Source organism: Bradyrhizobium shewense (genome assembly GCF_900094605.1).
GTDB classification, from domain to species: Bacteria; Pseudomonadota; Alphaproteobacteria; order Rhizobiales; family Xanthobacteraceae; genus Bradyrhizobium; species Bradyrhizobium shewense.
Window position 1 is genome coordinate 79,640 of sequence record NZ_FMAI01000022.1, and the last position, 23,211, is coordinate 102,850.

Here is a 23,211-nt window from a genome sequence, read left to right on the forward strand (position 1 = left end):
GCCCGCAGATATCAGCCTTAACGCTCCGGTTTGGATGGCGAGAAGCGGGTCCAAGCACACCCGATTGGATGAACATGAGCGGCGTCAACGAGATCAGGTCGACCTTTCTGAACTTCTTTGCCGAGAACGGCCACGAGATCGTGTCCTCCTCGCCATTGGTGCCGCGCAACGACCCCACGTTGATGTTCACCAATGCCGGCATGGTGCAGTTCAAGAACGTCTTCACCGGCGTCGAGAAGCGGCCCTACCAGCGCGCCACCACCTCGCAGAAATGCGTACGCGCCGGCGGCAAGCACAACGACCTCGACAATGTCGGCTACACCGCGCGCCATCTCACCTTCTTCGAGATGCTCGGCAATTTCTCGTTCGGCGACTATTTCAAGGAGCGCGCGATCGAGCTCGCCTGGACGCTGATCACGAAGGAATTCGGGCTCAAGAAAGACAAGCTGCTCGTCACCGTCTATCACACCGACGACGAGGCGCACGGACTCTGGAAGAAGATCGCCGGCTTCTCCGACGACCGCATCATCCGCATCCCGACCTCGGACAATTTCTGGGCGATGGGCGACACCGGCCCGTGCGGCCCGTGCTCGGAGATCTTCATCGACCGCGGCGATCACATCTGGGGCGGACCTCCGGGCTCGCCGGAAGAGGACGGCGACCGCTTCCTCGAATTCTGGAATCTCGTGTTCATGCAATATGAGCAGGTGACGAAGGAGGAGCGCGTGGATCTGCCGCGTCCCTCGATCGACACCGGCATGGGCCTCGAGCGCATGGCCTGCATCATGCAGGGCGTCGACAGCGTGTTCGAGACCGATCTGTTCCGCCATTTGATCGATGCGACATCGTCCGCGCTCGGCAGCGGGCCGAACGAGCAGACCGTCGCCTCGTTCCGCGTCATCGCCGATCATCTGCGCTCCTCGGCTTTCCTGGTCGCGGACGGCGTGCTGCCCTCGAACGAGGGCCGCGGCTACGTGCTGCGCCGGATCATGCGCCGCGCGATGCGCCATGCGCAGTTGCTAGGTGCGAAAGAGCCGCTGATGCATCGGCTGGTTTGGGCGCTGGTGCGCGAGATGGGCCAGGCCTATCCCGACCTGATGCGCGCGGAGAATCTGATCGAGGAAACGCTGCGGCTGGAAGAGACCCGCTTCCGCAAGACGCTGACCCGCGGCCTTGCCATCCTCGACGAGAAGAGCGCGTCGTTGAAAAAGGGCGACATGTTCGATGGCGACGTCGCCTTCACGCTGTACGACACCTACGGCTTCCCGCTCGACCTGACGCAGGACGCGCTGAAGTCGCGCGGCATCAGCGTCGACCAGGCTTCCTTCTCCGATGCGATGGAGCGGCAGAAGGCCAAGGCGCGCGAGTCCTGGAAAGGGTCCGGGGAAGCTGCGTCCGAGGCGATCTGGTTCCCGCTGCGCGAAAAGCTCGGGGCCACCGAATTCCTGGGCTACGAGACCGAGAGCGCTGAAGGCGTGGTGTCGGCGCTGGTGAAGGACGGTGCAGAGGTCGCCAGCCTGAAGGCCGGCGACACCGGTGCGATCGTGCTGAACCAGACGCCGTTCTACGCGGAATCAGGCGGCCAAGTCGGCGACACCGGCGTGCTCACGGGCGAGGGCGGCATCAAGTTCCGCGTCACCGACACGCAGAAGAAGCTCGGCGATTTCTTCGTGCATGTCGGCACGGTGGAGAGCGGCGAGCTGAAGCTCGGCACCGCGCTGCAGCTCGAGGTCGATCATTCCAGGCGCTCCTCGATCCGCGCGCATCATTCGGCGACGCATCTCATCCACGAGGCGCTGCGCCAGGTGCTGGGCGACCACATCGCCCAGCGCGGCTCGATGGTTGCGCCAGATCGCCTGCGCTTCGACTTCGTGCATCCGAAGCCGATCACGGCGGAGGAGCTGGCCCGCGTCGAGGACATCGCCAACGACGTGGTGCTGGAGAATGACGAGGTCACCACCCGCGTGATGGGCGTGGATGAAGCCCGCGAAGCCGGAGCGCGTGCGCTGTTCGGCGAGAAATACGGTGACGAGGTCCGCGTCGTCTCGATGGGCAGGACCGCGCGCGAGCGCGGCGCCAACGCGCTCGGCTGGTCGGTCGAGCTTTGCGGCGGCACCCATGTGCGGCGCACCGGCGATATCGGGCTGATCACGCTCACCGGCGAGAGCGCGGTTGCTTCGGGCGTGCGCCGCATCGAGGCGCTGACTGGCAATTATGCGCGCCGGCACGCCAACGAGACCATGGCGCTGGCCAAGACTGCGGCGAACGAGCTGCGCACCTCGCTCGACGACGTCCCCGCGCGCATCACCGCGCTGATGGAGGAGCGCAAGAAGCTCGAGCGCGAGCTCTCCGACGCCCGCAAGAAGCTGGCGATGGGCGGTGGCGCTTCGGCCGCCAGCAATGGCGCAGCCAGCGGCGTGCGCGAGGTCGGCAACGTCAAGCTGATGGCGCGCGCGGTCGAGGGCATCGAGATGAAGGATCTCAAGAGCCTCGCCGACGACGGCAAGAAGCAGATCGGCTCCGGCGTCGTCGCCATCGTCGGCGTCACCGAGGACGGCAAGGCCGGCATCGTGGTCGGCGTCACCGCGGACCTCACCTCGCGCTTCAACGCGGTCAACCTCGTGCGTGTCGCCTCCGAGGCGCTCGGCGGTAAGGGCGGCGGTGGCCGGCCGGACATGGCGCAGGCCGGCGGCCCTGATGGCGCAAAGGCGACCGAGGCGCTGAGCGCGATCGAAAAAGCGATGGCGGGCGCGTGAGGCCGTGCGCCCCGTTCCGCGAGGACGTGGCTCAGCCGATCCGAACTTGAGGGATCGCCTCTACGAATTGCTGGAGCACGATCCGCTGGCTTATTCAGCCGGGTCGCGCTTCATCCAGATCATCATCGGCGTCATCGTGCTCAATGTGGCTGCGATGATCCTCGCCTCGGTGCCGGAGCTGGACGCGCAGTTTGGCACGGTGTTCTCGGCCATCACCATCCTGTCCGTGATCGTGTTCGCGCTGGAATATGCCGCACGTCTCTGGACCGTGGCGGGCCACACCCAGCGCAAGGGCTCCGCGCTGTCGGACCGGCTCGGCTACGCCGTCTCGGCGCTCGGCATCATCGACCTCATGGCGTTCCTGCCCGCGGCAATCGTGCTCGTCAACGGCCGGCACGCGACGCTGGCGGCGCTCGGCGTGCTGCCGTTCTTCAAGCTGATACGGTACTCGCCGGCGATGCGCTCGCTGCTCGCCGCCGTGCATGCCGAGCGTCGCGCGCTGATCGGCTGCGTCGTCATCCTGATCGGCGCGGTCTTGACGTTCGCCTCGCTGCTCTACGCCATCGAGCGCGACGTGCAGCCGGACAAGCTCGGCACTATCCCGCAGGCGATGTGGTGGGCGATCGTGACGCTCGGCACCGTCGGCTACGGCGACGTCGTGCCGGTGACGCCGCTCGGCAAGCTGGTCTCCACCTTCGCTATCATCAGCGGCTTCGCCATGATCGCGCTGCCGGTTGCGATCATCTCCACCGCCTTTGCCGAAGAGGTGAAGCGGCGCGACTTCGTCGTCACCTGGGGCATGCTGGCGCGGGTGCCGCTGTTCTCGCATCTGTCGGCCGCGGAGATCGCCGACATCATGCGGCTCTTGCGCGCGCGCACCATCGAGCAGGGCGAGATCCTGGTCCGCCGCGGCGATACGGCCTCGTCGATGTATTTCATCACCGCCGGCGAGGTCGAGATCGCGCTGCCTAGCCAGCATGTGCACCTCACGGACGGCACCTTCTTCGGCGAGATCGCGCTGCTGCATAAAACAAAACGCAGCGGCACGGTGACGGCGACGCGCAAGACGCGCCTCTTGGTGCTCGACGCCCAGGATTTTCACGCCTTGATCGAACGCATGCCGACGCTCGCCGACCACGTCCACACCACCGCCAAGGCGAGACTCGCCGATACCGGCGACCTCGCGCTGGCCGAGCTCGCTCAGGCGGAGAAGGAAAATACCGGCCGCTGAGCGGTCAGGCCTTCTTCAGGAAGACATACTCGGCCGAGTAGGGTGCGCTCCTGAACTCGCCGGCCTTGTCGCACGCGCCGTCGAGCTTGCCGCCATGGGTGTTGATGCGCTGCACGGTGGTAACGGGCGTCAGCACGCCGCTGCCGCGGCGGGCGGTCACTTCCAGCTTCAGCCAGGGGATATCGGCCGCGGTGGTGCCCGGCGCGTTTCCGATCGCCTTACCGACGACGGCGCTGCCGTCGGCGTGCTCCCAGTTCGGTCCGGCATAGTGTCGTCCAACGGTCTTCCCATCGGAGAGCAGCGTTGCGATTGGCTCGCGAAAGGTCCAGGCGAGCTTGCCCTCAGCGCCGGCCTTGCACTCATAGACCTGCGCACCCTCGGCGTGGACGCTGAGCACGACGCTCTCGCCTGATACGGCGATGGCCTCGGGAAGCGGCTCGGCAGCTCCGGCCGGTCCGATCAGGGCTGCGAGCAGCATGGTGGGGCCGGCAAGCTTGATGAACATGGTGGCATCTCCGCGCAAGGTCTCTAAAAGAAACGGGCCGCGCTGTTGCGCGGCCCGTGATGATGTCTGGCCCAGTCGGGCGAAATTGCGGTCGGCTCAGGCCGCCAGCTCCTTGGTGAGGTTTTCCGCGACCTTGTCGAGGAAGCCGGTGGTCGAGAGCCAGCGCTGGTCGGCGCCGACCAGCAGCGCGAGGTCCTTGGTCATGTAGCCGGCCTCGACGGTGTCGACGCAGACCTTCTCCAGCGTGTTGGCAAACTTGGCGAGCTCGGCATTGTTGTCGAGCTTGGCGCGGTGCGACAGGCCGCGGGTCCAGGCGAAGATCGACGCGATCGAGTTGGTCGAGGTCTCCTTGCCCTTCTGATGCTCGCGGTAGTGGCGGGTCACCGTGCCGTGGGCGGCTTCCGCTTCCACGGTCTTGCCGTCGGGGGTGAGGAGGACCGAGGTCATCAGGCCGAGCGAGCCGTAGCCCTGCGCGACCGTGTCGGACTGCACGTCGCCGTCGTAGTTTTTGCAGGCCCAGACATAGCCGCCGGACCATTTCAGCGCCGAGGCCACCATGTCGTCGATCAGGCGGTGCTCGTAGGTCAGGCCCTTGGCCTCGAATTCCTTCTTGAACTCGCGGTCGTAGATGTCCTGGAAGATGTCCTTGAAGCGGCCGTCATAGACCTTCAGAATCGTATTCTTGGTCGAGAGATAGACCGGATAGTTGCGCAGCAGGCCGTAATTGAGCGAGGCGCGGGCGAAGTCGATGATGGAGTCGTCGAGGTTGTACATTCCCATCGCGACGCCGGCGTCGGGAGACTTGAACACTTCCTTCTCGATGACGGTGCCGTCCTCGCCGACGAACTTCATCGACAGGGTGCCCTTGCCGGGGAACTTGAAGTCGGTGGCGCGGTACTGGTCGCCATAGGCATGGCGGCCGATGATGATCGGCTTGGTCCAGCCGGGAACCAGGCGGGGCACGTTCTTGCAGATGATCGGCTCACGGAAGATCACGCCGCCGAGGATGTTGCGGATGGTGCCGTTCGGCGACTTCCACATCTGCTTGAGGTTGAACTCCTTCACCCGGGCCTCGTCAGGGGTGATGGTGGCGCACTTGACACCGACGCCGACCTTCTTGATCGCCTCGGCGGCGTCGATGGTGACCTGATCGTTGGTATGGTCGCGGTACTCCATGCCCAGGTCGAAATACATCAGCTCGACATCCAGGAACGGGGTGATCAGCTTGTCCTTGATGTACTGCCAGATGATCCGGGTCATCTCGTCGCCATCGAGCTCGACGACGGGATTGGATACCTTGATTTTTGCCATGATCGGGGAAGCCTCTTGGGAACGGCGCTTTTGGCGCGCCACGGGAATATCCGCCGCCTCTTAGCACCGCCGCGCGGCGGGCGAAAGCCAAGGGATTATGCACTTTTAGCTCATCCAGCTTCCCCAGACGTGGGGGCAGGGCCGCCCTGCCGCAGGGCCGGATCCGAGGATCCGGAGGAGATTCAAAAGTCGATTCCAACCCGTTATTTCCCTTGAGAATTTCGTCAGGACAGGCAAACGAGGCGGACAGCGCCGGCCGGCCCAAGGACGACTTGGGAAAGGCCGGCTTGAATCAATTCCTGAGAGTGCCCTGGCAAGGCCTTGAGACGAAGAGTGAAAGCGAAACGAGATGTCGGGGACTGACAAGAGCAAGGCGGGTTTGTCCCTCGACGGTCCCATCGTCATCCTGGTCGAGCCGCAGCTGGGCGAAAACATCGGCATGGCCGCGCGCGCCATGGGCAATTTTGCCCTCGGCGCCTTGCGCATCGTCAACCCCAGGGACGGCTGGCCCAACATCGCGGCACAGCGCGCCGCCGCCGGCGCCGACCACATTCTGGAAAAGGTCGAATTGTTCGGCACGGTGGAAGACGCCGTCGCCGATCTCGATCTGCTGTTCGCCACCACCGCGCGCCCCCACGACCAGGCCAAGCCGGTGGTCGGGCCGGAGGAAGCTGCCAGCGAGATCGCGGGTCACGTCGCGACCGGCGGCAAGGCCGGTATTCTGTTCGGCCGCGAGCGCTGGGGCCTGACCAACGAAGAGGTCGGGCTCTCCAACCGCATCATCACCTTCCCGGTCAACCCGGGCTTCGCCTCGCTCAACCTCGCCCAGGCCGTGCTGCTGGTCGGCTATGAATGGTTCAAGCGAGCGACCTCGGGCGAGTTGCCCCACGCCATGCCGGAGCGCTCCGAGCGCGCCTCGCAGCACCAGATGCAGGCGTTCTTCGACAACCTCATCCGCGAGCTCGACAAGGTGGAATTTTTGCGCCCCGCCGAGAAGCGCGACACCATGCTGGTGAACCTGCGCAACATCTTCAGCCGGATGGAGCCGACCAAGCAGGACATGCACACCCTGCACGGGGTGATCATGGCGATCGCGGAAGGGCGCAAGGGCCCGGCCAAGGGCGGCGTGCTCGATGGCGAGCAGGCGACGCGCCTGCGCGCGCTTTTGGCCGAGCACGGGCAGGGCGGCGGCGTGCCCGACAGCGGTTCGACCGTGCGCGGCCTCGCCCGCCTGCTTCGCCGCAACCCGACCGACGCCGAGCGCCTGCTCTGGCAGGCGCTGACACGTGATCGCCGCTTCGCAGGCCAGTTCAAGCGCCAGACCCCGGTTGGCCGCCACATCCCGGACTTCGTCTCGTTCCCGCATCGGATCGCGATCGAGCTGGTCAACCCGGGCGAGGGCGAGGCGATCGCGGCAGACCGTGCGTCGCGGCGGGCCTGGCTGGAGGCGCGGGACTATCGCGTGCTGGAGATTCGCGCGGCGGATGTGGAGCGGGATCTGGAGGCCGAGCTGGCGCGGCTGCAGGAGATGATGGAGCAGAGCGCGTAGATTGCGGCGCGTGACGGTCTCGTAGGGTGGGCAAAGCTTTCGACGTAGCTCGAAGAGCGAAGGCGAAAGCGTGCCCACCATCTCGACCGACGAGGCCGGGACCAGAGTCGTGGGCACGGCGCTGCGCGCCTTTGCCCACCCTCCGAAACTCATGCCGAATTTGAGCCAACCGCACCCCGGCCAATCAGCGCCGGTTCAGCGCTGAAAGACAACCTTGCCGCCGACCAGGGTCAGGTCCACCTTGATGTCCTTGATCTGCTCCTCCGGCACGGCCGTGTAGTCAGCGGAGAGCACCACGATGTCCGCAAGCTTTCCGGGCTCAATGGTCCCTTTACGTGCTTCATCGAACGTGTAGCGCGAGGCCGCGCTGCTGTAGAGCCGCAGGGCCTGCTCGCGCGTAATGGCTTCTGCCGCGCCGTAGATGTTTCCGTTGGGGTCCTTCCTGGTCACCATGATGTACATGTTGAGGAAGGGGTTGATCGGGTTGACGGGAAAGTCCGTCCCGGCACCAAGACTATTGAGCCCCATTTTTTCGATCAACGTCCTGGTCGGTACGGCGCGGTCAGCGGTCGCTTTTCCGAGAAATCGTTCGACGGTCGCTGCCTTATCCCACATGAAAGCGTTCTGGAAATCGACACGGGCTCCCAGCTTCTGCGCACGCTCCATCTGTTCTGGCCGGATCAGGCTGGCGTGAATGAGGACGAAGCGACGGTCTCGGATCGATTTCTCCTTATCCGCGGCCTCGAACGCATCGAGCACCTGGTCAACACCAAGGTCACCCACCACGTGGACACCGACCCGCCAGTCGTAACGGTTGCAGATGGAGATGAGTTGTTTCAATCGCTCAGGTGTCTGCTGCGCAACGCCATGATAGTTGTCATGTGAATCGGGATACACTTCGCGCATGAGCGCTGTCTTCAGCGTCATGCCGCCGTCGTAGAAGATCTTGATTCCCGCGAACTTCAGCCAATCGTCGCCAAAGCCTGAAGAGGCCCCGTTGCCTGCCATGATCGCTTCCCACGCGGTCAGATCGGCCGGGGGCTCCGGTCGAAACATCACGCCGGTGCGCAATGTGGCTTTCCCGGAGGCGACATGCTTCTGCAGCATGCGGATATCGCGTGCCTCTGTCGCGCCTTCGACCGCGCTCGTGATACCGAAGCTGTTCAGCACACCTTCGGCAATCGTGAATTGCCGCATCTCATCGTCTTCTGTCCAGGGCGGCACCGCCTTCTCGACCCGATCGATCGCCGTCTCCACCAGCACGCCGGTCAATTCACCGGCCGCGTCGCGCTCAAACTTTCCCCCGCTCCGAGCCGCGGTGGTCTTGTCGATTCCGATCCGTTGTAGAGCCATGCTGTTCGCCATTGAGAAATGCCCGACGGTGCGAAGATAGACCGGATTGTCTGGAGCAACGCTATCGATCTCCTGCCTGGTCAGATATCGCTTCTCGGCCAGTTGTGAAGGCGGATGCCACGCGCCACCTACAATCCACTCGCCCGGCTTCTTCTTCGCAGCGAATGCCTTGATGGCCTCGAGCGCTTCCGCGACCGTCTTGGCTCGGCCCATGATGACGACATAGTCGCCAAGACCAGCGGCCTTGAAGTGAGCGTGCGTATCGATCAATCCGGGGATGACGGTCTTGCCAGCCACATCGAGCACTCGGGTCCGAGCGCCGGCGAGCGCCCTCATCGAAGCACTGGTTCCGGTTGCGATGATCTTTCCATCCGCGACGGCGACTGCCTCCGTGATCGTCGATCGCTCATCCAGCGTCAGAACCTTTCCGTTGATGAGGACGAGGTCAGGCGCGTTGAGCTCCGGCTGCTGCGCCTCAACATTTGCGACGCCAGCGAACCACATGCCCGCGGCAACGATTGCAAATGCCATTAACTTGCGAACCATCACGTCCCCCTGGATCTTGTTTTTTCTGGACGAAGATTTTCAAGGGTATCTTTGATCAAACACAGGTTCAACGCTTCTCAAGGTTTGGCAGCGTCCACATGGTGGGCAAAGTGGATCGCGCCCCGGGCCAGCCGAGCGGCTGGCAGGCCCGGGCTGGTGCCAGGCGCTCGTGTCGCCCCTACGAAAGACGCCCGAGCTGCACGTCGCGCTCCACCGCAATCCATGTCGTCCGCGCCAACGCCAGCAATCTCCCGGCTTCATCATGAAGCGCGGCGTCGGCCATGCGCTTGCGGCCGTCGCGGCCGGTGGACCAGGCGGTGATGATGCAGCGCTCGCCGGGGCGGGGGCGGACTTCAATGCGGGCTGACATCCGTCCGAGCAGCAGCGGGGTCTTCTCGAAGCTGCCGCGTTGTGGATCGTGGTTGCAGGCAAAGCCGGTCGGGCAGTCGAGCGCGGACCAGAGGAATTCGGGCGCGATGAGGCCATCCTCGGCGGCGAGATTCGGATCGGGTGCCCAGCTCGCGGCGAGAACGGCGTTCCGCGCATGACGGCGGAGCGGGCCGGCGAAGATGCGCAGGCCGTCGCCTTTCGCCCTTGCGGGACCGCAGACGAAACAGTTTGGCAGCGGATGCTCGTGCGGATTGAACAGTGCGAGCAATTCGGCCGCGCGGGCTTCCGGCAAGTTAGCTGTCTCGATCTGCGCAAGCTCGACGCTCACGGCGCGCCCTGTCGCGACCACCTTGTCGCCGTCGCGGAGCTCCCATGTGTCGCCGTCTGTCGCGACCGCAGCGAGTGGCGTGTCCAGAGGAGGCGGTGCGCGTAGCGTCACTTCCGCTGGCCCGGGAATGTGACGGGCAAGCCGGCCGCAGACATAGCCGCCGTTGCCGGAGTTCGGAGGACCGCAATAGCGCTTGTCGATGATGATCGGAGCCATGGCGCACTCTACCTGATCTTGAGCACAATTCGTCCCTGAACCGTGCGATTGGCCACAGCGCGCATGGCGTCGCCTGCCTCCTCCAAGGGAAGGACGCGGTCGATGTGCGGACTGATCTGCCCTTCGGCCAGCAATTGCATCAACGTGTCGTTCATGCGCGCGGCCTCTGCTGCAAATTTCTCCGCCCAGGCGCCGGCAAAGACGCCAATGATGGAATAGTTCTTCAGCAGCGGCAGGTTCATCGGGATGGACGGAATCTCGCCGCCGGTGAAGCCGATCGGCATCAGCCGTCCGCCCCATTTCATCAGCCGGGCCATTTGCTCGAAGATCGTACCGCCGACATTGTCGAAGCCGACGTCGATTCCTTCTCGTGACGTGACCGACTTGATCCGGTCGCGCAGATCCTCGCTGCGATAATTGATGACCTCGCTGGCGCCGTAGCCGCGGACCAGGGCCGCCTTGTCGTCGGAGCCGACGCCGGCGACGACGCGCAGGCCGAGATGGCGGCCGAGGTCGACGGCGGCCAGTCCAACTCCGCCGGCAGCGCCGGTGACGAACAGCGTTTCGCCGCGCTCGGCTCGTGCCCGCTCGACCAGCGCATAATAGGCCGTGCCGTAATTGTGCAGGATGGTTGCCGCCGCCTCGAACGCGACGCCGTCAGGCAGGCGCACGGTCTTCGATTCCTTCGCGATCATTCGTTCGGCGTAGCCGCCGGTCCAGCTGCTGCAGGCCACGCGATCGCCTGGCGCGAACCTTGTCACCCTGTCGCCGATTGCGACGACGGTTCCGGAGGCTTCTGTGCCGGGCACGAAGGGCGTCTGCGGCCGCATCTGGTAGAGACCCGAGACCAGCAACTGGTCCATGAAGCTGACGGAGGCCGCGTGGACGTCGATGAGGATCTCATCGCCGGCAGGCTTGGGCACATCGATCTCACCGAGGCGCAAATCGCCGGGTCCGGTGAACGAGTGGCACAGAATGGCTTTCATCGGGGCGCTCCGATGCTCCGGCCACGTCACGGTCTTTCGTCCGGGTCCGCGCGAAAAGGCGCGGCACCAGCATCGGAACGCGGCGGCGATACTGCCGATAGGTCTCCCCGAACTCCGCGATCAGATCCCGCTCTTCGAACTGCAACGCGGCCAGGATATAGGCGGTGTTCGCGAGCGCGAACAGCAGATGGCCGGCGGTCATCTCGGGCGTGGCCCAGAATGCGAGGAGGAAGCCCAGCATGATCGGATGCCGCACGATCTTGTAGAGCAGCGGCGCCTTGAAGGAGTGACCCTGCGGCTCGGTCCCGCGCAGCGCCGACAAGGCCTGGCGCAGGCCGAACAGGTCGAAATGATCGATCATGTGGGTCGAGGCGAACGCGGTCAGCCAGCCGAGCCAATGGACGCCGGTCAGCAACCACGCCACGATTCCGGTGGTCTGCCAAATCGGCATCGGGATCGGACGCCACTGCCAGAACAGCAGGAGGAGAATGAGGCTGGAGAGCAGCACATAGGTGCTGCGCTCGCAGGCCACGGGAAGAACTTTGGTCCACCAGCGTTTGAAGGCCGGGCGCGCCATGACGCTGTGCTGGATGGCAAACAGGCTCATCAGCAGCAGGTTGACGACGATGGCCTCGGTCAAATCTAAAGAGCTGCCGACGTCGATCGACTGATCGATCGACTTGGGTACGACATAATTGCCGACGAAACCGAGCGCATAGAGGAAGGACGCCGTGAAGACGGCATAGCTCACGATTGCGTAGAGCAGGATTGCGAGGCGCGAGAACATGGTTTTTCCTATTGTGCCTGATCCAGCGGTGCCGCATGCAGAGCTAGAGGCGGTCGCCGGCCAGCGGGCTCGATCTGGGCCAATGGCTACCGCGGCGCCGTCCCCTGTGCGTCCCCTGGGGACGTCCCAAGGGGTGAGAGGGTTTCCATGACAGCTTTCTCGCTGGAGACATTCGGGTTCCCGGAGGTCCATGCTGACGGCGGCCCGATCAAGTTGAACCTGCGCAAGGGTCTTGCGCTGCTCGTCTATCTCGCGGAGGCCAAGGCTGCGGTCGCGCGCGACGTCATCGCCACGCTGCTCTGGCCTGAGACCGATCGCGAGACGGGCCTTGCGCGGTTGCGGCGGCTGCTTCATCGCGTCGAGCTCGCGCTCGGCCAGCCGGCGTTCGAGGCCGACCGCACCAGCGTGCGGTGGTCTCCGGCGGTCGTGCTCAAGGTCGATGCGCATTCATTCGAGAGCGCCTGCGACCGCGGCGACTTTGAAGCGGCCTGCCGGGTCTATCGCGGCGACTTCCTTGCGGGCTTCGCTCTCGACGATTGCCCTGAATTCGACGATTGGGCGTTCTTTCGCCGCGAGGCGCTCAGAGGACGGCTGATGCATGCGCTGGAGCGTCTGGTGCAGGACAAGAATGCCGCCGGCGATCATTTTCCCGCGACCGCGTACGCGGCGCGCCTGGCTGAACTCGATCCGCTCAGCGAGGTCTATGGGCGGCATCTGATCCGCAGCCTGCTGCTGGCCGGCGACCGCAGCGCGGCCGAGCGTCATCACGCGGCCCTGACACAGCGGCTGCGGGATGAGCTCGGGATTGCGCCGGAGGCCGAGACCGAGGCGCTCATGAGTCCCGCAACGGAGCTGCACGCTGTTCCGATCACGAGCTACGTGAAGGGCGCCGGCGTGCATCTGGCATATCAGACCTACGGAAGTGGTCCGCTCGATATCCTGGTGATGCCCGGCTTCGTGTCACATGTGGAGCGGGTCTGGGAGAGCCCTGCAAGCCGGACGTTCCTGGCGTCGTTGATGAAGCTTGGACGGCTGATCGTTTTCGATCGCCGCGGGATCGGGTTGTCCGACCGGGTCGGATCGGCACCTGGGATCGACGTGACTGCGGAGGACATCGGCACCGTGCTGCGGGCAGTGGATTCGCGCCGCGTCGTGCTGTTCGGCGCCTCCGAATGCGGGCCGGCCTGCGTCAAATTTGCCGTCGATGAGCCGCGCCGCGTGGCCGGGCTCATCCTGTTCGGTGCGCTCGCCAAGGGATGTTGGGCGGAGGATTATCCGTACGCGTTGCGCGCCAGCCAGTATGACGCCTGGAGCAGGCAGCTCGTCGCGCAATGGGGCGGCCCGGTCGGGATCGAGACCTTTGCGCCGAGTCTGGCTGGTGATCCCCAGGCGCGCGCCTGGTGGGCCGGGCTATTGCGTGCGGCCTCCAGTCCCGGCGGCATCTCGGCCGTGCTCGAGGCCTTTCGCGATGCCGACGTGCGGCATCTCCTCTCGCAGATCGCGGTGCCGACGCTGGTGCTGCACCGACGCGGCGACCAGGCGGTGCGGATCGCGGCCGGCCGTGATATCGCGAGCCGGATCAGCGGAGCGGAGTTCGTCGAGCTCGATGGCAACGATCACTGGTTCTTTGCGGGTGATCAGCAGCCGGTACTGGGGGCGATCAAGCGGTTTATGGAGGGGATGAGGCCGTAGGGCTCGGTCTCGTAGGGTGGGCAAAGCGAAGCGTACCCACCATTTCTTTCAACATGCGCCGAGGCAGAGATGGTAGGCACGGCGCTTCGCGCCTTTGCCCACCTACGAGATCAGTGCAAGCTCACACCGCCTCCAGCTGATCCGCCGCGCGCTTCTTCTTCGCCTTGGACTGGCCGAGCAGGGGGCCTGCCGTCAGCGCTGCCGTATCTGCCACGCCGGGATCACGCGAGATCATCGCGGCGACGATCGCACCGTCGATCAGGAGGCCGAGCTGATGCGCGAGCACGGCGGGCTCGCCCGAGCCGAGCTCGCCGGCGAGCTTCTCGATATGGCCAAGCACGATCTTCTTGTGCTTCAGCGCGATGTTGCGGAACTGCTTGGAGTCCTTGTCGTGCTCGCCGACCGCGTTGATGAAGGGGCAGCCGTAGAACCGCTCTTCGGCAAACCAGCTCTTCAGAGCCGGGAAGATGCGCGTCAGCTTGGCCTGCGCGTCGCCGCCGCCGTCTTCCATGGCGCCGATGAACCATTCGCGCCATTGCTTGCCTTCGCTCTCCAGCACCGCGTTGACGAGGTTGGTCTTGGAGCCGAACAATTTGTAAAGCGTGGTCTTCGCGGTGCCGGCTTCCTCGATGATCGCATCGATGCCGGTGGCGTTGATCCCGTTCTTGCAAAACAGATGCGAGGCGGCGCTGAGCAGGCGCCCGCGCGCGGATTCGTCATCGCCAGCGCCTGAATGCGGCGCGTTCTTCTTCGACGATATCTTGTTCAGTGAGGGCTTGTTCAGTGAAGGTTTGGCCATGGATTGCAACTTAATCGCAGCCGCGCGGTATCATCAAGCCGCATCTGCTTCGCGCTAAAAAGATTCGCATCGACGATCTCAGCTGCATCGCCTTTGAGCAGAGCGCGGCTGATCAATCCGCAGGTACCCATCGCTAAGCGGCTCCAATGCCTCGCATTTCGTTTTCGGTCTCGTCTGGCACGCTCCATGCAAGGAAACAGACCGTTCGGTATCATGCCGTTTTCCACGGCTGCCAGGGAGAAGATGATGACTGCCGTCGTTCAAAAGACAGTGCTGACGGGGTGCCTTGCGCCCATCGACAAGAATGGCCTCGAGCAACTGATCGCGAGCGGCAAGGCCAATCCGAAGGTCGTTAAGACCTTGAAATGCAAGACGGTCGCGGAAGGCAAATTCCGCCACGCCAACTACATCCGCAATCTGCCGCCCTATATCGTCGACGAGCCGCCGGGGCTGCTCGGCGACGACACCGCGCCCAATCCGTCGGAAGCCTCGCTTGCTGCGCTCGGTTCGTGCCTCGCCGTCGGCCTGCACGCCAACGCCGTGCATCGCGGCTGGATCGTCAACAAGCTCGAGCTCGAGCTCGAAGGCGATCTCAACATCACCGCGGTCTGGGGCACCGGCGATACCTCGGACAAGCCGGTCGGCTTCACCGACGTGCGGGTCAAGGTCGACATGGCGTGCGAGGGCGTCTCGCAGGACGAGATCAACGCGCTGGTCGCCCATGTGAAGAAATGGTCGCCGGTCGCCAACACCTTCACGCGCCCGGTCAATCTCGAGGTCGGCATCTAGCTGTTAGCAACCAGGACAAGGTGCGGGAGACGATCATGGGTTCACTGGCTTTATCGCGGACCGAGGTTTTGGATCAGCCCGCACCGTCCATTGCAGGGGAGGTGGCGCGGATCGCGCGCGAAGATCTCGCGCCGCTTGCCGCCGGCATCGACGACGGCTCGGTCTACCCGGCCGAGGTGCTGCGCAAGTTCGGCGCGGTCGGCGCCTGGGGCAGTCACGTGCCGCACGAAGGTCCCGCAGATCTGCGCTGCGCGATCCAGGCGATGGCTGCTATCGGCGAGGTCTGCGGCGCGACGGCCTTCATGGCCTGGTGCCAGAACACGCTGGTCTGGTACGCGGCCAACTCGACCAATCTGAAGGTCGCCAAGCGCTTCGGCGATGCCTTCTCGACCGGCCGGGTGCTCGGCGGCACCGGGCTCTCCAACCCGATGAAGAGCTTTTTCGGCATCGAGAAACTGAAGCTGAAGGGGCGCAAGGTCGAGGGCGGCTACATCGTGCGCGGCGCGCTGCCCTGGGTCTCCAATCTCGGTCCCGATCATTATTTCGGCACCATCTTCGAGCGCGAAGATGATCAGGGCATCGCAGGCGGCGAACCGGGTACTGTGATGTTCCTGGCCGACTGCTCCGATCCCGCAATCACGCTGACGCCGTGCAAGCCGTTCATGGCGATGGACGGCACCGGCACCTATGGCGTGCAGTTCCGCGATGTCTTCGTGCCGGACGAGCTGATCCTGGCCGATCCCGCCGGCCCCTTTGTCAAGAAGATCCGCGCCGGGTTCATCCTGCTGCAGGCCGGCATGGCGCTGGGCGTGATCCGCGACTGCATCAACATCATGGACGAGGTCGGTGGTCCCCTCGGCCACATCAACCGCTATCTGCCGCAGCAGCCGGTGCACTTCCGCGATCTCGCCGCGGAGCTCGAAGCCGAGACCATGGTGCTGGCGCGCGATCCCTACAACGAGGACGAGACCTACTGGCGCAAGGTGATCGCGCTGCGCCTGCGCGCCGGCGAGGCCAGCGTCGCGGCGGCGCATGCGGCGATGCTGCATTGTGGCGCGCGCGGCTATCTTAGGAGTCACCGCGCGCAGCGACGGCTGCGCGAGGCCTATTTCGTCGCGATCGTCACGCCGGCCACCAAGCAGCTGCGCAAGATGCTCGCCGATTACTGAGCTTCACGAGTCCACCCCAGAAGACCACTTAACCTCAACGGAGAGGCTGCCAATGACGGACGTTCTGATCTCTGCCAGCGAACTTGCCGATCTCTTGAAGCTCGAACCCTGTGTCGTCATCGACACCCGCAATCCCGATGCCTATGGCGCCGGGCACTTGCCGGGCGCCGTGAACGTGCACGAGATTTTCACGTTTCTTGCGACCTCGACGCCGGAAGGCATGAGCGAGCTGAAGACCAAATTCGCCGACGCTTTCGGCGCTGCCGGTCTCTCCGGCAAGGAGACCGCCGTGATCTACGAGCAGTCGATGAATTCCGGCTTCGGCCAGTCCTGCCGCGGCTACTATCTGCTCACGATGCTCGGCTATCCCAAGGTGAAGGTGCTGCATGGCGGCTTCGATGCCTGGTCGGCCGCGGGTCTTCCGGTGACGAAGGATGTCCAGGCGCCGGCGAAGGCCTCGTTCGCGGTCGTGCCGGAAGCCGGCGAGATCCTGATCGATGCGAAGACCATGCTTGCCGCGGTCGGCAAGCCCGGCATCGCCATTCTCGACGTGCGCGATGTCGACGAATGGATCGGCGACAGCTCTTCGCCCTACGGCAAGGATTTCTGCCCCCGCAAGGGCCGCATCCCCGGTGCAGTGTGGCTAGAATGGTACCGCATGATGAAGCCGACCGCGGAAGGGCCACGCTTCAAGTCCAAGGACGAGATCCTGGCCGAATGCGCCACCGTCGGCATCTCGCCGACAACGCCGGTCTATCTCTACTGCTTCAAGGGCGCGCGCGCCTCGAACACCTTCCTGGCGCTGAAGAATGCCGGCGTGAAGGACGTGCGGATGTATTTCGGCTCCTGGAACGAATGGTCGCGTGACCCCTCGCTGCCGATCGAGCAGGGGTTGCCTATTGCTGCCCAGGTAACAGGCAAGGCGGCATAGAACCTGCATGTTTCTCGTGGCCCGGCTGCGCAAGCTGTAGCCGGGCCACGATGGAATTTTGACCTGACGCGGCGGACAACGGCGTCCGCCGCGCAGTGTGACAAAGGGGCGCAGCAGCATGTCCACGTTCGACGATCCGTTTGATGCCGACCGCAATCTCCGGGCGGGCTGCGTTTGCGGCCAGCACTGTTCGGCTCGGGAGCATGAGCAGGCAGCGCTGCGCTGCGAGCCGGTCGAGAGCGAGGAGAAACGCTACGAGGGCGTGGTTGCCTCCGCAGTGATGCGCGCGATGTTTCCGCAGGATGTGGCGCGGCGGGCGTTTCTGAAGTCGGTCGGGGCGTCGACCGCGCTGGCCGCGCTGTCGCAGTTCTTCCCGCTGAAGACGGCGACCGAGGTTTTCGCGCAGGCCGGTACGCCCGAGAAGAAGGACCTCAAGGTCGGCTTCATCCCGATCACCTGCGCCACGCCCATCATCATGGCGGCGCCGATGGGCTTTTACTCCAAGCACGGTCTCAATGTCGAAGTGGTCAAGACTGCCGGCTGGGCCGTGATCCGCGACAAGACCATCAACAAGGAATACGACGCCGCGCACATGCTGGCGCCGATGCCGATCGCGATCTCGCTCGGCCTTGGCGCCAATGCCATTCCGTTTGCGGTCCCGGCGATCGAGAACATCAACGGGCAGGGCATCGTGCTGGCGGCCAAGCACAAGGACAAACGCGACCCGAAGGACTGGAAGGGCCTGAAATTCGCCATTCCCTTCGACTATTCCATGCACAATTACCTGCTGCGTTACTATCTCGCCGAACACGGTCTCGACCCCGATACCGACGTGCAGCTGCGCTCGGTGCCGCCGCCAGAGATGGTCGCCAATCTGCGTGCCGACAACATCGACGGCTTCCTCGCGCCCGACAACATCTGCCAGCGCGCGATCTATGACGGCGTCGGCTTCATGCATCTGTTGTCGAAGGAGATCTGGGACGGTCATCCCTGCTGCAGCTTCGCCGCCAGCCGCGAGTTCATCACGTCAGCGCCAAACAGCTTTGCGGCGCTGACCCGCGCCATCGTCGATGCCACCGCCTATGCCTCGAAGGCGGAGAACCGCAAGCAGATCGCGGAAGCGATCGCGCCGGCCAACTACATCAACGCGCCGGTGACCGTGCTCGAACAGGTCCTGACTGGCACCTATGCCGACGGTCTCGGCGGCGTGAAGACCGATGCGAAGCGCGTCGATTTTGATCCGTTCCCTTGGCAGTCCTTCGCGGTGTGGATGCTGACGCAGATGAAGCGCTGGGGCCAGATCAAGGGCGACGTCGACTACAAGGCGGTGGCCGAGCAGGTGTATCTGGCGACCGACACCAAGAGGCTGATGACCGAGATGGGGCTGACGCCGCCGGCGAGTAGCTACAAGTCGTTTGCGGTGATGGGCAAGACTTTCGATCCGGCCAAGCCGGAGGACTATGTCGCGAGCTTCAAGATCAGGAAGTCGTCGTGAGAAGCCGCGTTCTTTCCCCAGCGTCGTCCCGGCGAACGCCGGGACCCATAACCACAGAGAGACGCTTGGCGAAGGCTCGCTGTTCGGTACGCCCACCGAGTGCGATCGATAGATTTCGCGGTATGGGTCCCGGCGTTCGCCGGGACGACGGGTGGAGAGGCCTTGAGCGATGAGCTCCTCCCTCCGTCTCCGCGCCGGCCTCGTCTCCATCGCGCTGCTCGCCGCCTTCCTCGGCATCTGGCATCTCGCCACGCACTCCACAGGCCCCGTCGCCACGATGAGCCCTGAATACGCCAAGCTGATGGGGCTGACCGCGACGCAGGGCAAATCGGCGATGCCCGGACCGCTCGATGTCGGCGCCAAGCTGTGGGAGCATCTGAGACGGCCGTTCTACGACAACGGGCCCAACGACAAGGGGCTCGGCATCCAACTCGGCTATTCCATCGCGCGCGTCGGCACCGGCTATCTGCTGGCGGTGCTGGTCGCGATCCCTCTCGGATTTCTGATCGGCATGTCGCCGTTGCTCAGCAAGGCGCTCGACCCCTTCATCCAGGTGCTCAAGCCGATCTCGCCGTTGGCCTGGATGCCCCTCGCGCTCTACACCATCAAGGATTCCTCGATCTCGGCGATCTTCGTCATCTTCATCTGCTCGATCTGGCCGATGCTGCTCAACACCGTGTTCGGCGTTGCCAGCGTGCGCAAGGAATGGATCAACGTCGCGCGTACGCTCGAGGTCGGCACCATCAGGCGGGCCTTCACCGTGGTCCTCCCCGCAGCGGCGCCGACGATCCTGACCGGCATGCGCATCTCGATCGGCATCGCCTGGCTCGTGATCGTCGCCGCCGAAATGCTCGTCGGCGGCACCGGCATCGGCTATTTCGTCTGGAACGAGTGGAATAATCTGTCAATCACCAACGTCATCATCGCGATCCTGCTGATCGGGATCGTCGGCATGCTGCTCGACCAGATCCTGGCGCGCTTCACGCGCATGGTCACGTTTCCGGAGTAGGGGCGGTGACCGACAAATTCATCTCCATCGAAGCCATCGCGAAGCGCTATCCGGGCGCCGGCGGCGCCACGACCACCGTGTTCGAGAACCTGTGGCTGTCGATGGCGCGCGGCGAGTTTGCCTGCGTGATCGGGCATTCCGGCTGCGGCAAGACCACGGTGCTCAACATCCTCGCTGGCCTCGATGCGCCGAGCGAGGGCGCCGTCATCGTCGACGGGCAGGCGATTTCGGGCACCAGCCTCGACCGCGCCGTGATCTTCCAGAGCCACGCGCTGTTGCCCTGGCGAACCGTGCTCGGCAACGTCACCTATGCCGCGAGTTCGAAATGGCGCAACTGGGACCGCGCCAAGGTGAAGGCGCACGCGCAGACCTTCATCGACCTCGTTGGTCTCACCGGCTCCGAGCACAAGCGGCCGTCAGAGCTGTCCGGCGGCATGAAGCAGCGCGTCGGCATCGCACGCGCGCTCTCGATCACGCCGAAGATCATGCTGATGGACGAGCCGTTCTCGGCGTTGGACGCGCTGACGCGCGGCACGTTGCAGGACGAGGTGCGGCGCATTTGCCTCGAGACCGGGCAGACCGCGTTCATGATCAGCCATGACGTCGACGAGGCGATCTACCTCGCCGACAAGATCTTCCTGATGACCAACGGGCCCGGCGCGCTGCTCGCGGAGGTCGTCGAAAATCCGCTGCCGAGGGACCGCGGCCGCACCGATCTGCACCGCCATCCGCTCTACTACGCGCTGCGCAACCACATCATCGATTTCCTGGTGACGCGCAGCAAGACGTTTACCGCCGAGACACCCGGTCACGATCCGCGTAATGTGCCGCTGGTGCATATCGGCAAGCCCGGACTGACGATCGCGTCCAGTGGTGACGAGCAACGCCAGACCTGGATTCCCGGGACCAGTCCCGGACTGACTGCCTGAAACGGAGACCTGACATGAAACGCGAAGACCTCACCGAGAAGCTGCTCGACATCAAGCGCGAGAAGGGCTGGAGCTGGAAGCACATCTGCGACAAGATCGGCGGCTATTCCGAGGTCCTCATCGTCGGCGCCATTCTCGGCCAGATGAAATTGACAAAGCCGCAGGCTGCCAATGCCGGCGAGCTGTTCGGCCTGTCGAAGGCGGAGACGGCGATGCTCAACGAGGTGCCGATGCGCGGCACCGGCACGCCGATGCCGCCGACCGATCCCCTGATCTATCGCTTCTACGAGATGGTGATGGTGAACGGCCCGGCCTGGAAGGCGCTGATCGAAGAAGAATTCGGCGACGGCATCATGTCGGCGATCGATTTCGACATGGGAATCGAACGCGTGGCCAACCCGAAGGGCGACCGCGTCAAGATCACCATGAGCGGCAAATTCCTGCCGTACAAATATTACGGCGCCAGCGGCAACGTGCCGGAGTACGGCTTCAAGGAGGAGTGACCGACGCGGTTAACCGCTGGTGAAGCGGCGGCCCGGTGTTTGCGGTCCAGGGTTTGTCCGATGGCAACCTCTGGAGGTTAGGTAACGGGCCTTCGCTTCAACCACAGGTACCCCTAATGAAATTTCGCTCGCGTTTTGTTTTGGCAGGCGTTGGTCTGCTCGTCGTGATTGCTCCCGCCAAGGCCCAGTCCCAGCGCGTCATGGTCGAGCAAGGCGGTGGTCTGCGGCAGGAAGGATCGGTGCGCGTGCAGACTTCGATCAACTTCTTTGTCGCCGGTCCGACCGGGGACAGCGAGGAGGCCCAGAAACTGCGCGACCGCGCGCGCCGCACGGTCTATGAGATGGCGGCGCGCGAATGTGATCTCCTGCGCGAGGTTCTCGCCCGCGATTGCCGGATGGAGTCGGTCAACACCAACATCAACCGGCAGTTCGGACCGCAACAAGCGGAGGGATTCAATATCAGCGGATCGATGGGTTTTCAGATCACGCTGAAATAGAGCCAGAAGGCGGGGCTACTTCCCCGACTTCACCTCGGCGGCCGCCACCGCGAGCAGCTCGCTCATCTTGGCGCGAATCGCCTGCTCGGTGACGGCGACGTCCTTGGCGGTGAAATCGGCCGTGATCTTGCGCAGGACGTCGGCATCGCCGGCCTCCTCGAAATCGGCCGCGACCACCTCCTTGGCATAGGCGGTGGCGGCATCGCCTGACATGCCGAGCTTTTCAGCCGCCCACAGCCCGAGCAGCCGGTTGCGGCGGGCCTCCGCCTTGAATTTCTGCTCCTCGTCGAGGGCGTATTTCTTCTCGAAACCTTCCTGGCGCTTGTCGAACTCGCTCATGCCTTGTTCCAAATCCCCTGCTGAATGGAGCGGGAGCCTTCCGTTGCGGCGACCCGACTGCATGCCTACATAGATAGCACGAATCGGCAAAACAACGGGCCGTTAAGCCGCAGGGCAAGACGGTATAAGTTGGCGCCGGACGGCCGGATCGATTGTGCTCGGTCAGCCAATCGGATAGGTTGCCTGAAGGCATGGTTCCCGTTCTGTTTCCAAGGGTTATGGACGGGGTTCCGGGCTGTTCACGGCAGCTCCGCTGTGGGTCGTAATCCTAGTAACCGGAGCACACCAAATACATGGATTTCAACAAAACACGGTACATCCCCATGAGCCGTCGGCGTCGCATTTATGAAGGCAAGGCAAAGGTTCTGTATGAAGGCCCGGAGCCCGGTACCCTGATCCAGCACTTCAAGGACGACGCGACCGCGTTCAATGCGAAAAAGCATCAGGTGATCGAGGGCAAGGGCGTCCTCAACAACCGGATCTCGGAGTACCTGTTTCAGCACCTCAACGACATCGGGGTGCCGACCCACTTCATCCGCCGTCTCAACATGCGCGAGCAGTTGATTCGCGAGGTCGAGATCGTGCCGCTCGAGGTGGTGGTGCGGAACGTCGCCGCCGGCTCACTGTCGCAGCGCCTCGGCATTGAGGAGGGCACCCAGCTGCCCCGTTCGATCATCGAATTCTACTACAAGAACGACCAGCTCAACGACCCCATGGTGTCGGAAGAGCACATCACGGCCTTCGGCTGGGCGACGCCCCAGGAGATCGACGACATCATGGCGCTCGCCATCCGTGTCAACGACTTCCTCACCGGCCTCTTCCTCGGCATCGGCATCCGCCTCGTCGACTTCAAGATGGAGTGCGGACGCCTGTTCGAGAACGAGATGATGCGCATCATCGTCGCCGACGAGATCTCGCCGGACAGCTGCCGTCTGTGGGACATCAAGTCGAACGAGAAGCTCGACAAGGACCGTTTCCGCAGGGACCTCGGCGGTCTGCTCGAGGCCTATACTGAAGTTGCAAAACGTCTCGGCATCCTCATGGAGAACGAGCGTCCGCAGGGCTCCGGCCCGGTGCTGGTGAAGAGCTGAGGGGATTTTC

The 23,211-nt window shown here is 64.1% G+C and carries 21 protein-coding genes; 13 read left to right on the plus strand and 8 right to left on the minus strand.

The features are described 5' to 3' along the window. The first annotated feature begins 74 nt into the window (after positions 1-74). Positions 75-2,756: an alanine--tRNA ligase gene (alaS, locus tag GA0061098_RS32250; protein WP_165637736.1), complete on the plus strand. Its 2,682-nt coding sequence runs from the start codon at positions 75-77 to the stop codon at positions 2,754-2,756. A gap of 4 nt (positions 2,757-2,760) precedes the next feature. Continuing rightward, a complete protein-coding gene (locus GA0061098_RS32255) occupies positions 2,761-3,987 on the plus strand; it encodes a cyclic nucleotide-gated ion channel (protein WP_091965483.1) in 1,227 nt (408 codons plus the stop codon). A gap of 4 nt (positions 3,988-3,991) precedes the next feature. Here the strand turns inward: GA0061098_RS32255 and GA0061098_RS32260 are convergent, their stop codons facing one another. After that, positions 3,992-4,492 carry a DUF3455 domain-containing protein gene (locus GA0061098_RS32260; RefSeq protein WP_091965484.1) on the minus strand — a complete coding sequence of 167 codons (501 nt, stop codon included), beginning with the start codon at positions 4,490-4,492 and terminating at the stop codon, positions 3,992-3,994. A 96-nt stretch (positions 4,493-4,588) separates the two neighbouring features. After that, positions 4,589-5,803, minus strand: a complete 1,215-nt coding sequence (locus tag GA0061098_RS32265; protein WP_091965485.1) for an NADP-dependent isocitrate dehydrogenase — start codon at positions 5,801-5,803, stop codon at positions 4,589-4,591. Positions 5,804-6,152: 349 nt separating this feature from the next. Here GA0061098_RS32265 and GA0061098_RS32270 point away from each other — a divergent pair, with 349 nt between their 5' ends. After that, positions 6,153-7,352: a TrmJ/YjtD family RNA methyltransferase gene (locus tag GA0061098_RS32270; protein ID WP_091965486.1), complete on the plus strand. Its 1,200-nt coding sequence runs from the start codon at positions 6,153-6,155 to the stop codon at positions 7,350-7,352. Positions 7,353-7,547: 195 nt separating this feature from the next. On the opposite strand, the gene GA0061098_RS32275 is transcribed toward GA0061098_RS32270, so the two are convergent. The 4 genes from GA0061098_RS32275 to mddA all read right to left on the minus strand — a co-directional run bounded on the left by GA0061098_RS32275 (position 7,548) and on the right by mddA (position 11,958). Further along, positions 7,548-9,251 (minus strand): amidohydrolase, encoded by a 1,704-nt coding sequence (locus GA0061098_RS32275; protein ID WP_245323720.1) that lies wholly within the window; start codon positions 9,249-9,251, stop codon positions 7,548-7,550. A gap of 178 nt (positions 9,252-9,429) precedes the next feature. Next, positions 9,430-10,185 carry a hypothetical protein gene (locus tag GA0061098_RS32280; protein WP_091965488.1) on the minus strand — a complete coding sequence of 252 codons (756 nt, stop codon included), beginning with the start codon at positions 10,183-10,185 and terminating at the stop codon, positions 9,430-9,432. An 8-nt stretch (positions 10,186-10,193) separates the two neighbouring features. Beyond that, entirely contained in the window at positions 10,194-11,171 is a 978-nt protein-coding gene (locus tag GA0061098_RS32285) for an NADPH:quinone oxidoreductase family protein (RefSeq protein WP_091965489.1), read from the minus strand. Continuing rightward, a complete protein-coding gene (gene mddA, locus GA0061098_RS32290) occupies positions 11,116-11,958 on the minus strand; it encodes a methanethiol S-methyltransferase (protein ID WP_165637737.1) in 843 nt (280 codons plus the stop codon). Before mddA ends, GA0061098_RS32285 begins: the two co-directional genes overlap by 56 nt. A 147-nt stretch (positions 11,959-12,105) precedes the next feature. Here mddA and GA0061098_RS32295 point away from each other — a divergent pair, with 147 nt between their 5' ends. Continuing rightward, positions 12,106-13,650: a bifunctional AfsR/SARP family transcriptional regulator/alpha/beta hydrolase gene (locus GA0061098_RS32295; RefSeq protein WP_091965490.1), complete on the plus strand. Its 1,545-nt coding sequence runs from the start codon at positions 12,106-12,108 to the stop codon at positions 13,648-13,650. Positions 13,651-13,771: 121 nt separating this feature from the next. On the opposite strand, the gene GA0061098_RS32300 is transcribed toward GA0061098_RS32295, so the two are convergent. Further along, positions 13,772-14,449: a TetR/AcrR family transcriptional regulator gene (locus tag GA0061098_RS32300; protein WP_165637738.1), complete on the minus strand. Its 678-nt coding sequence runs from the start codon at positions 14,447-14,449 to the stop codon at positions 13,772-13,774. Positions 14,450-14,695: 246 nt separating this feature from the next. Here GA0061098_RS32300 and GA0061098_RS32305 point away from each other — a divergent pair, with 246 nt between their 5' ends. The 8 genes from GA0061098_RS32305 (at position 14,696) to GA0061098_RS46365 (ending at position 21,771) form a co-directional block, all read left to right on the plus strand. Continuing rightward, positions 14,696-15,238 (plus strand): OsmC family protein, encoded by a 543-nt coding sequence (locus GA0061098_RS32305; RefSeq protein ID WP_091965522.1) that lies wholly within the window; start codon positions 14,696-14,698, stop codon positions 15,236-15,238. 35 nt (positions 15,239-15,273) lie between these two features. Next, positions 15,274-16,407 carry an acyl-CoA dehydrogenase family protein gene (locus tag GA0061098_RS32310; RefSeq protein ID WP_165637739.1) on the plus strand — a complete coding sequence of 378 codons (1,134 nt, stop codon included), beginning with the start codon at positions 15,274-15,276 and terminating at the stop codon, positions 16,405-16,407. A 52-nt stretch (positions 16,408-16,459) separates the two neighbouring features. Further along, on the plus strand, positions 16,460-17,338 hold the full coding sequence (locus GA0061098_RS32315; protein WP_091965492.1) for a sulfurtransferase: 879 nt from the start codon (positions 16,460-16,462) through the stop codon (positions 17,336-17,338). Between the two features lie 118 nt (positions 17,339-17,456). Next, the gene (locus GA0061098_RS32320; RefSeq protein ID WP_091965493.1) at positions 17,457-18,833 is read left to right on the plus strand and encodes a CmpA/NrtA family ABC transporter substrate-binding protein; all 1,377 of its coding nucleotides are present in this window, start codon (positions 17,457-17,459) and stop codon (positions 18,831-18,833) included. 169 nt (positions 18,834-19,002) lie between these two features. Continuing rightward, positions 19,003-19,842, plus strand: coding sequence for a nitrate ABC transporter permease (gene ntrB / locus GA0061098_RS32325; protein ID WP_091965494.1), 840 nt, complete (start codon positions 19,003-19,005; stop codon positions 19,840-19,842). Positions 19,843-19,847: 5 nt separating this feature from the next. After that, positions 19,848-20,771, plus strand: a complete 924-nt coding sequence (locus tag GA0061098_RS32330; RefSeq protein ID WP_091965495.1) for an ABC transporter ATP-binding protein — start codon at positions 19,848-19,850, stop codon at positions 20,769-20,771. 14 nt (positions 20,772-20,785) lie between these two features. Beyond that, positions 20,786-21,274 (plus strand): cyanase, encoded by a 489-nt coding sequence (gene cynS, locus GA0061098_RS32335; RefSeq protein WP_091965496.1) that lies wholly within the window; start codon positions 20,786-20,788, stop codon positions 21,272-21,274. A 35-nt stretch (positions 21,275-21,309) separates the two neighbouring features. Then, complete coding sequence (locus tag GA0061098_RS46365; protein ID WP_245323722.1) at positions 21,310-21,771, plus strand: hypothetical protein; 462 nt, start codon at positions 21,310-21,312, stop codon at positions 21,769-21,771. Between the two features lie 15 nt (positions 21,772-21,786). On the opposite strand, the gene GA0061098_RS32345 is transcribed toward GA0061098_RS46365, so the two are convergent. Further along, a complete protein-coding gene (locus GA0061098_RS32345) occupies positions 21,787-22,110 on the minus strand; it encodes a DUF1476 domain-containing protein (RefSeq protein ID WP_091965498.1) in 324 nt (107 codons plus the stop codon). A 323-nt stretch (positions 22,111-22,433) separates the two neighbouring features. On the opposite strand from GA0061098_RS32345, the gene purC reads away from it, so the two are divergent. Continuing rightward, the gene (gene purC, locus GA0061098_RS32350; protein WP_173015815.1) at positions 22,434-23,201 is read left to right on the plus strand and encodes a phosphoribosylaminoimidazolesuccinocarboxamide synthase; all 768 of its coding nucleotides are present in this window, start codon (positions 22,434-22,436) and stop codon (positions 23,199-23,201) included. Positions 23,202-23,211: the final 10 nt, after the last annotated feature.

Coding starts and splice junctions, on each gene's coding strand:
- alaS (WP_165637736.1), top strand. CDS start 75: ATGAGCGGCGTCAACGAGATCAGGTCGACCTTTCTGAACTTCTTTGCC.
- GA0061098_RS32260 (WP_091965484.1), bottom strand. CDS start 4,492: ATGTTCATCAAGCTTGCCGGCCCCACCATGCTGCTCGCAGCCCTGATC.
- GA0061098_RS32265 (WP_091965485.1), bottom strand. CDS start 5,803: ATGGCAAAAATCAAGGTATCCAATCCCGTCGTCGAGCTCGATGGCGAC.
- GA0061098_RS32270 (WP_091965486.1), top strand. CDS start 6,153: ATGTCGGGGACTGACAAGAGCAAGGCGGGTTTGTCCCTCGACGGTCCC.
- GA0061098_RS32275 (WP_245323720.1), bottom strand. CDS start 9,251: ATGGTTCGCAAGTTAATGGCATTTGCAATCGTTGCCGCGGGCATGTGG.
- GA0061098_RS32280 (WP_091965488.1), bottom strand. CDS start 10,185: ATGGCTCCGATCATCATCGACAAGCGCTATTGCGGTCCTCCGAACTCC.
- GA0061098_RS32285 (WP_091965489.1), bottom strand. CDS start 11,171: ATGAAAGCCATTCTGTGCCACTCGTTCACCGGACCCGGCGATTTGCGC.
- mddA (WP_165637737.1), bottom strand. CDS start 11,958: ATGTTCTCGCGCCTCGCAATCCTGCTCTACGCAATCGTGAGCTATGCC.
- GA0061098_RS32295 (WP_091965490.1), top strand. CDS start 12,106: ATGACAGCTTTCTCGCTGGAGACATTCGGGTTCCCGGAGGTCCATGCT.
- GA0061098_RS32300 (WP_165637738.1), bottom strand. CDS start 14,449: ATGGCCAAACCTTCACTGAACAAGCCCTCACTGAACAAGATATCGTCG.
- GA0061098_RS32305 (WP_091965522.1), top strand. CDS start 14,696: ATGACTGCCGTCGTTCAAAAGACAGTGCTGACGGGGTGCCTTGCGCCC.
- GA0061098_RS32310 (WP_165637739.1), top strand. CDS start 15,274: ATGGGTTCACTGGCTTTATCGCGGACCGAGGTTTTGGATCAGCCCGCA.
- GA0061098_RS32315 (WP_091965492.1), top strand. CDS start 16,460: ATGACGGACGTTCTGATCTCTGCCAGCGAACTTGCCGATCTCTTGAAG.
- GA0061098_RS32320 (WP_091965493.1), top strand. CDS start 17,457: ATGTCCACGTTCGACGATCCGTTTGATGCCGACCGCAATCTCCGGGCG.
- ntrB (WP_091965494.1), top strand. CDS start 19,003: ATGAGCTCCTCCCTCCGTCTCCGCGCCGGCCTCGTCTCCATCGCGCTG.
- cynS (WP_091965496.1), top strand. CDS start 20,786: ATGAAACGCGAAGACCTCACCGAGAAGCTGCTCGACATCAAGCGCGAG.
- GA0061098_RS32345 (WP_091965498.1), bottom strand. CDS start 22,110: ATGAGCGAGTTCGACAAGCGCCAGGAAGGTTTCGAGAAGAAATACGCC.
- purC (WP_173015815.1), top strand. CDS start 22,434: ATGAGCCGTCGGCGTCGCATTTATGAAGGCAAGGCAAAGGTTCTGTAT.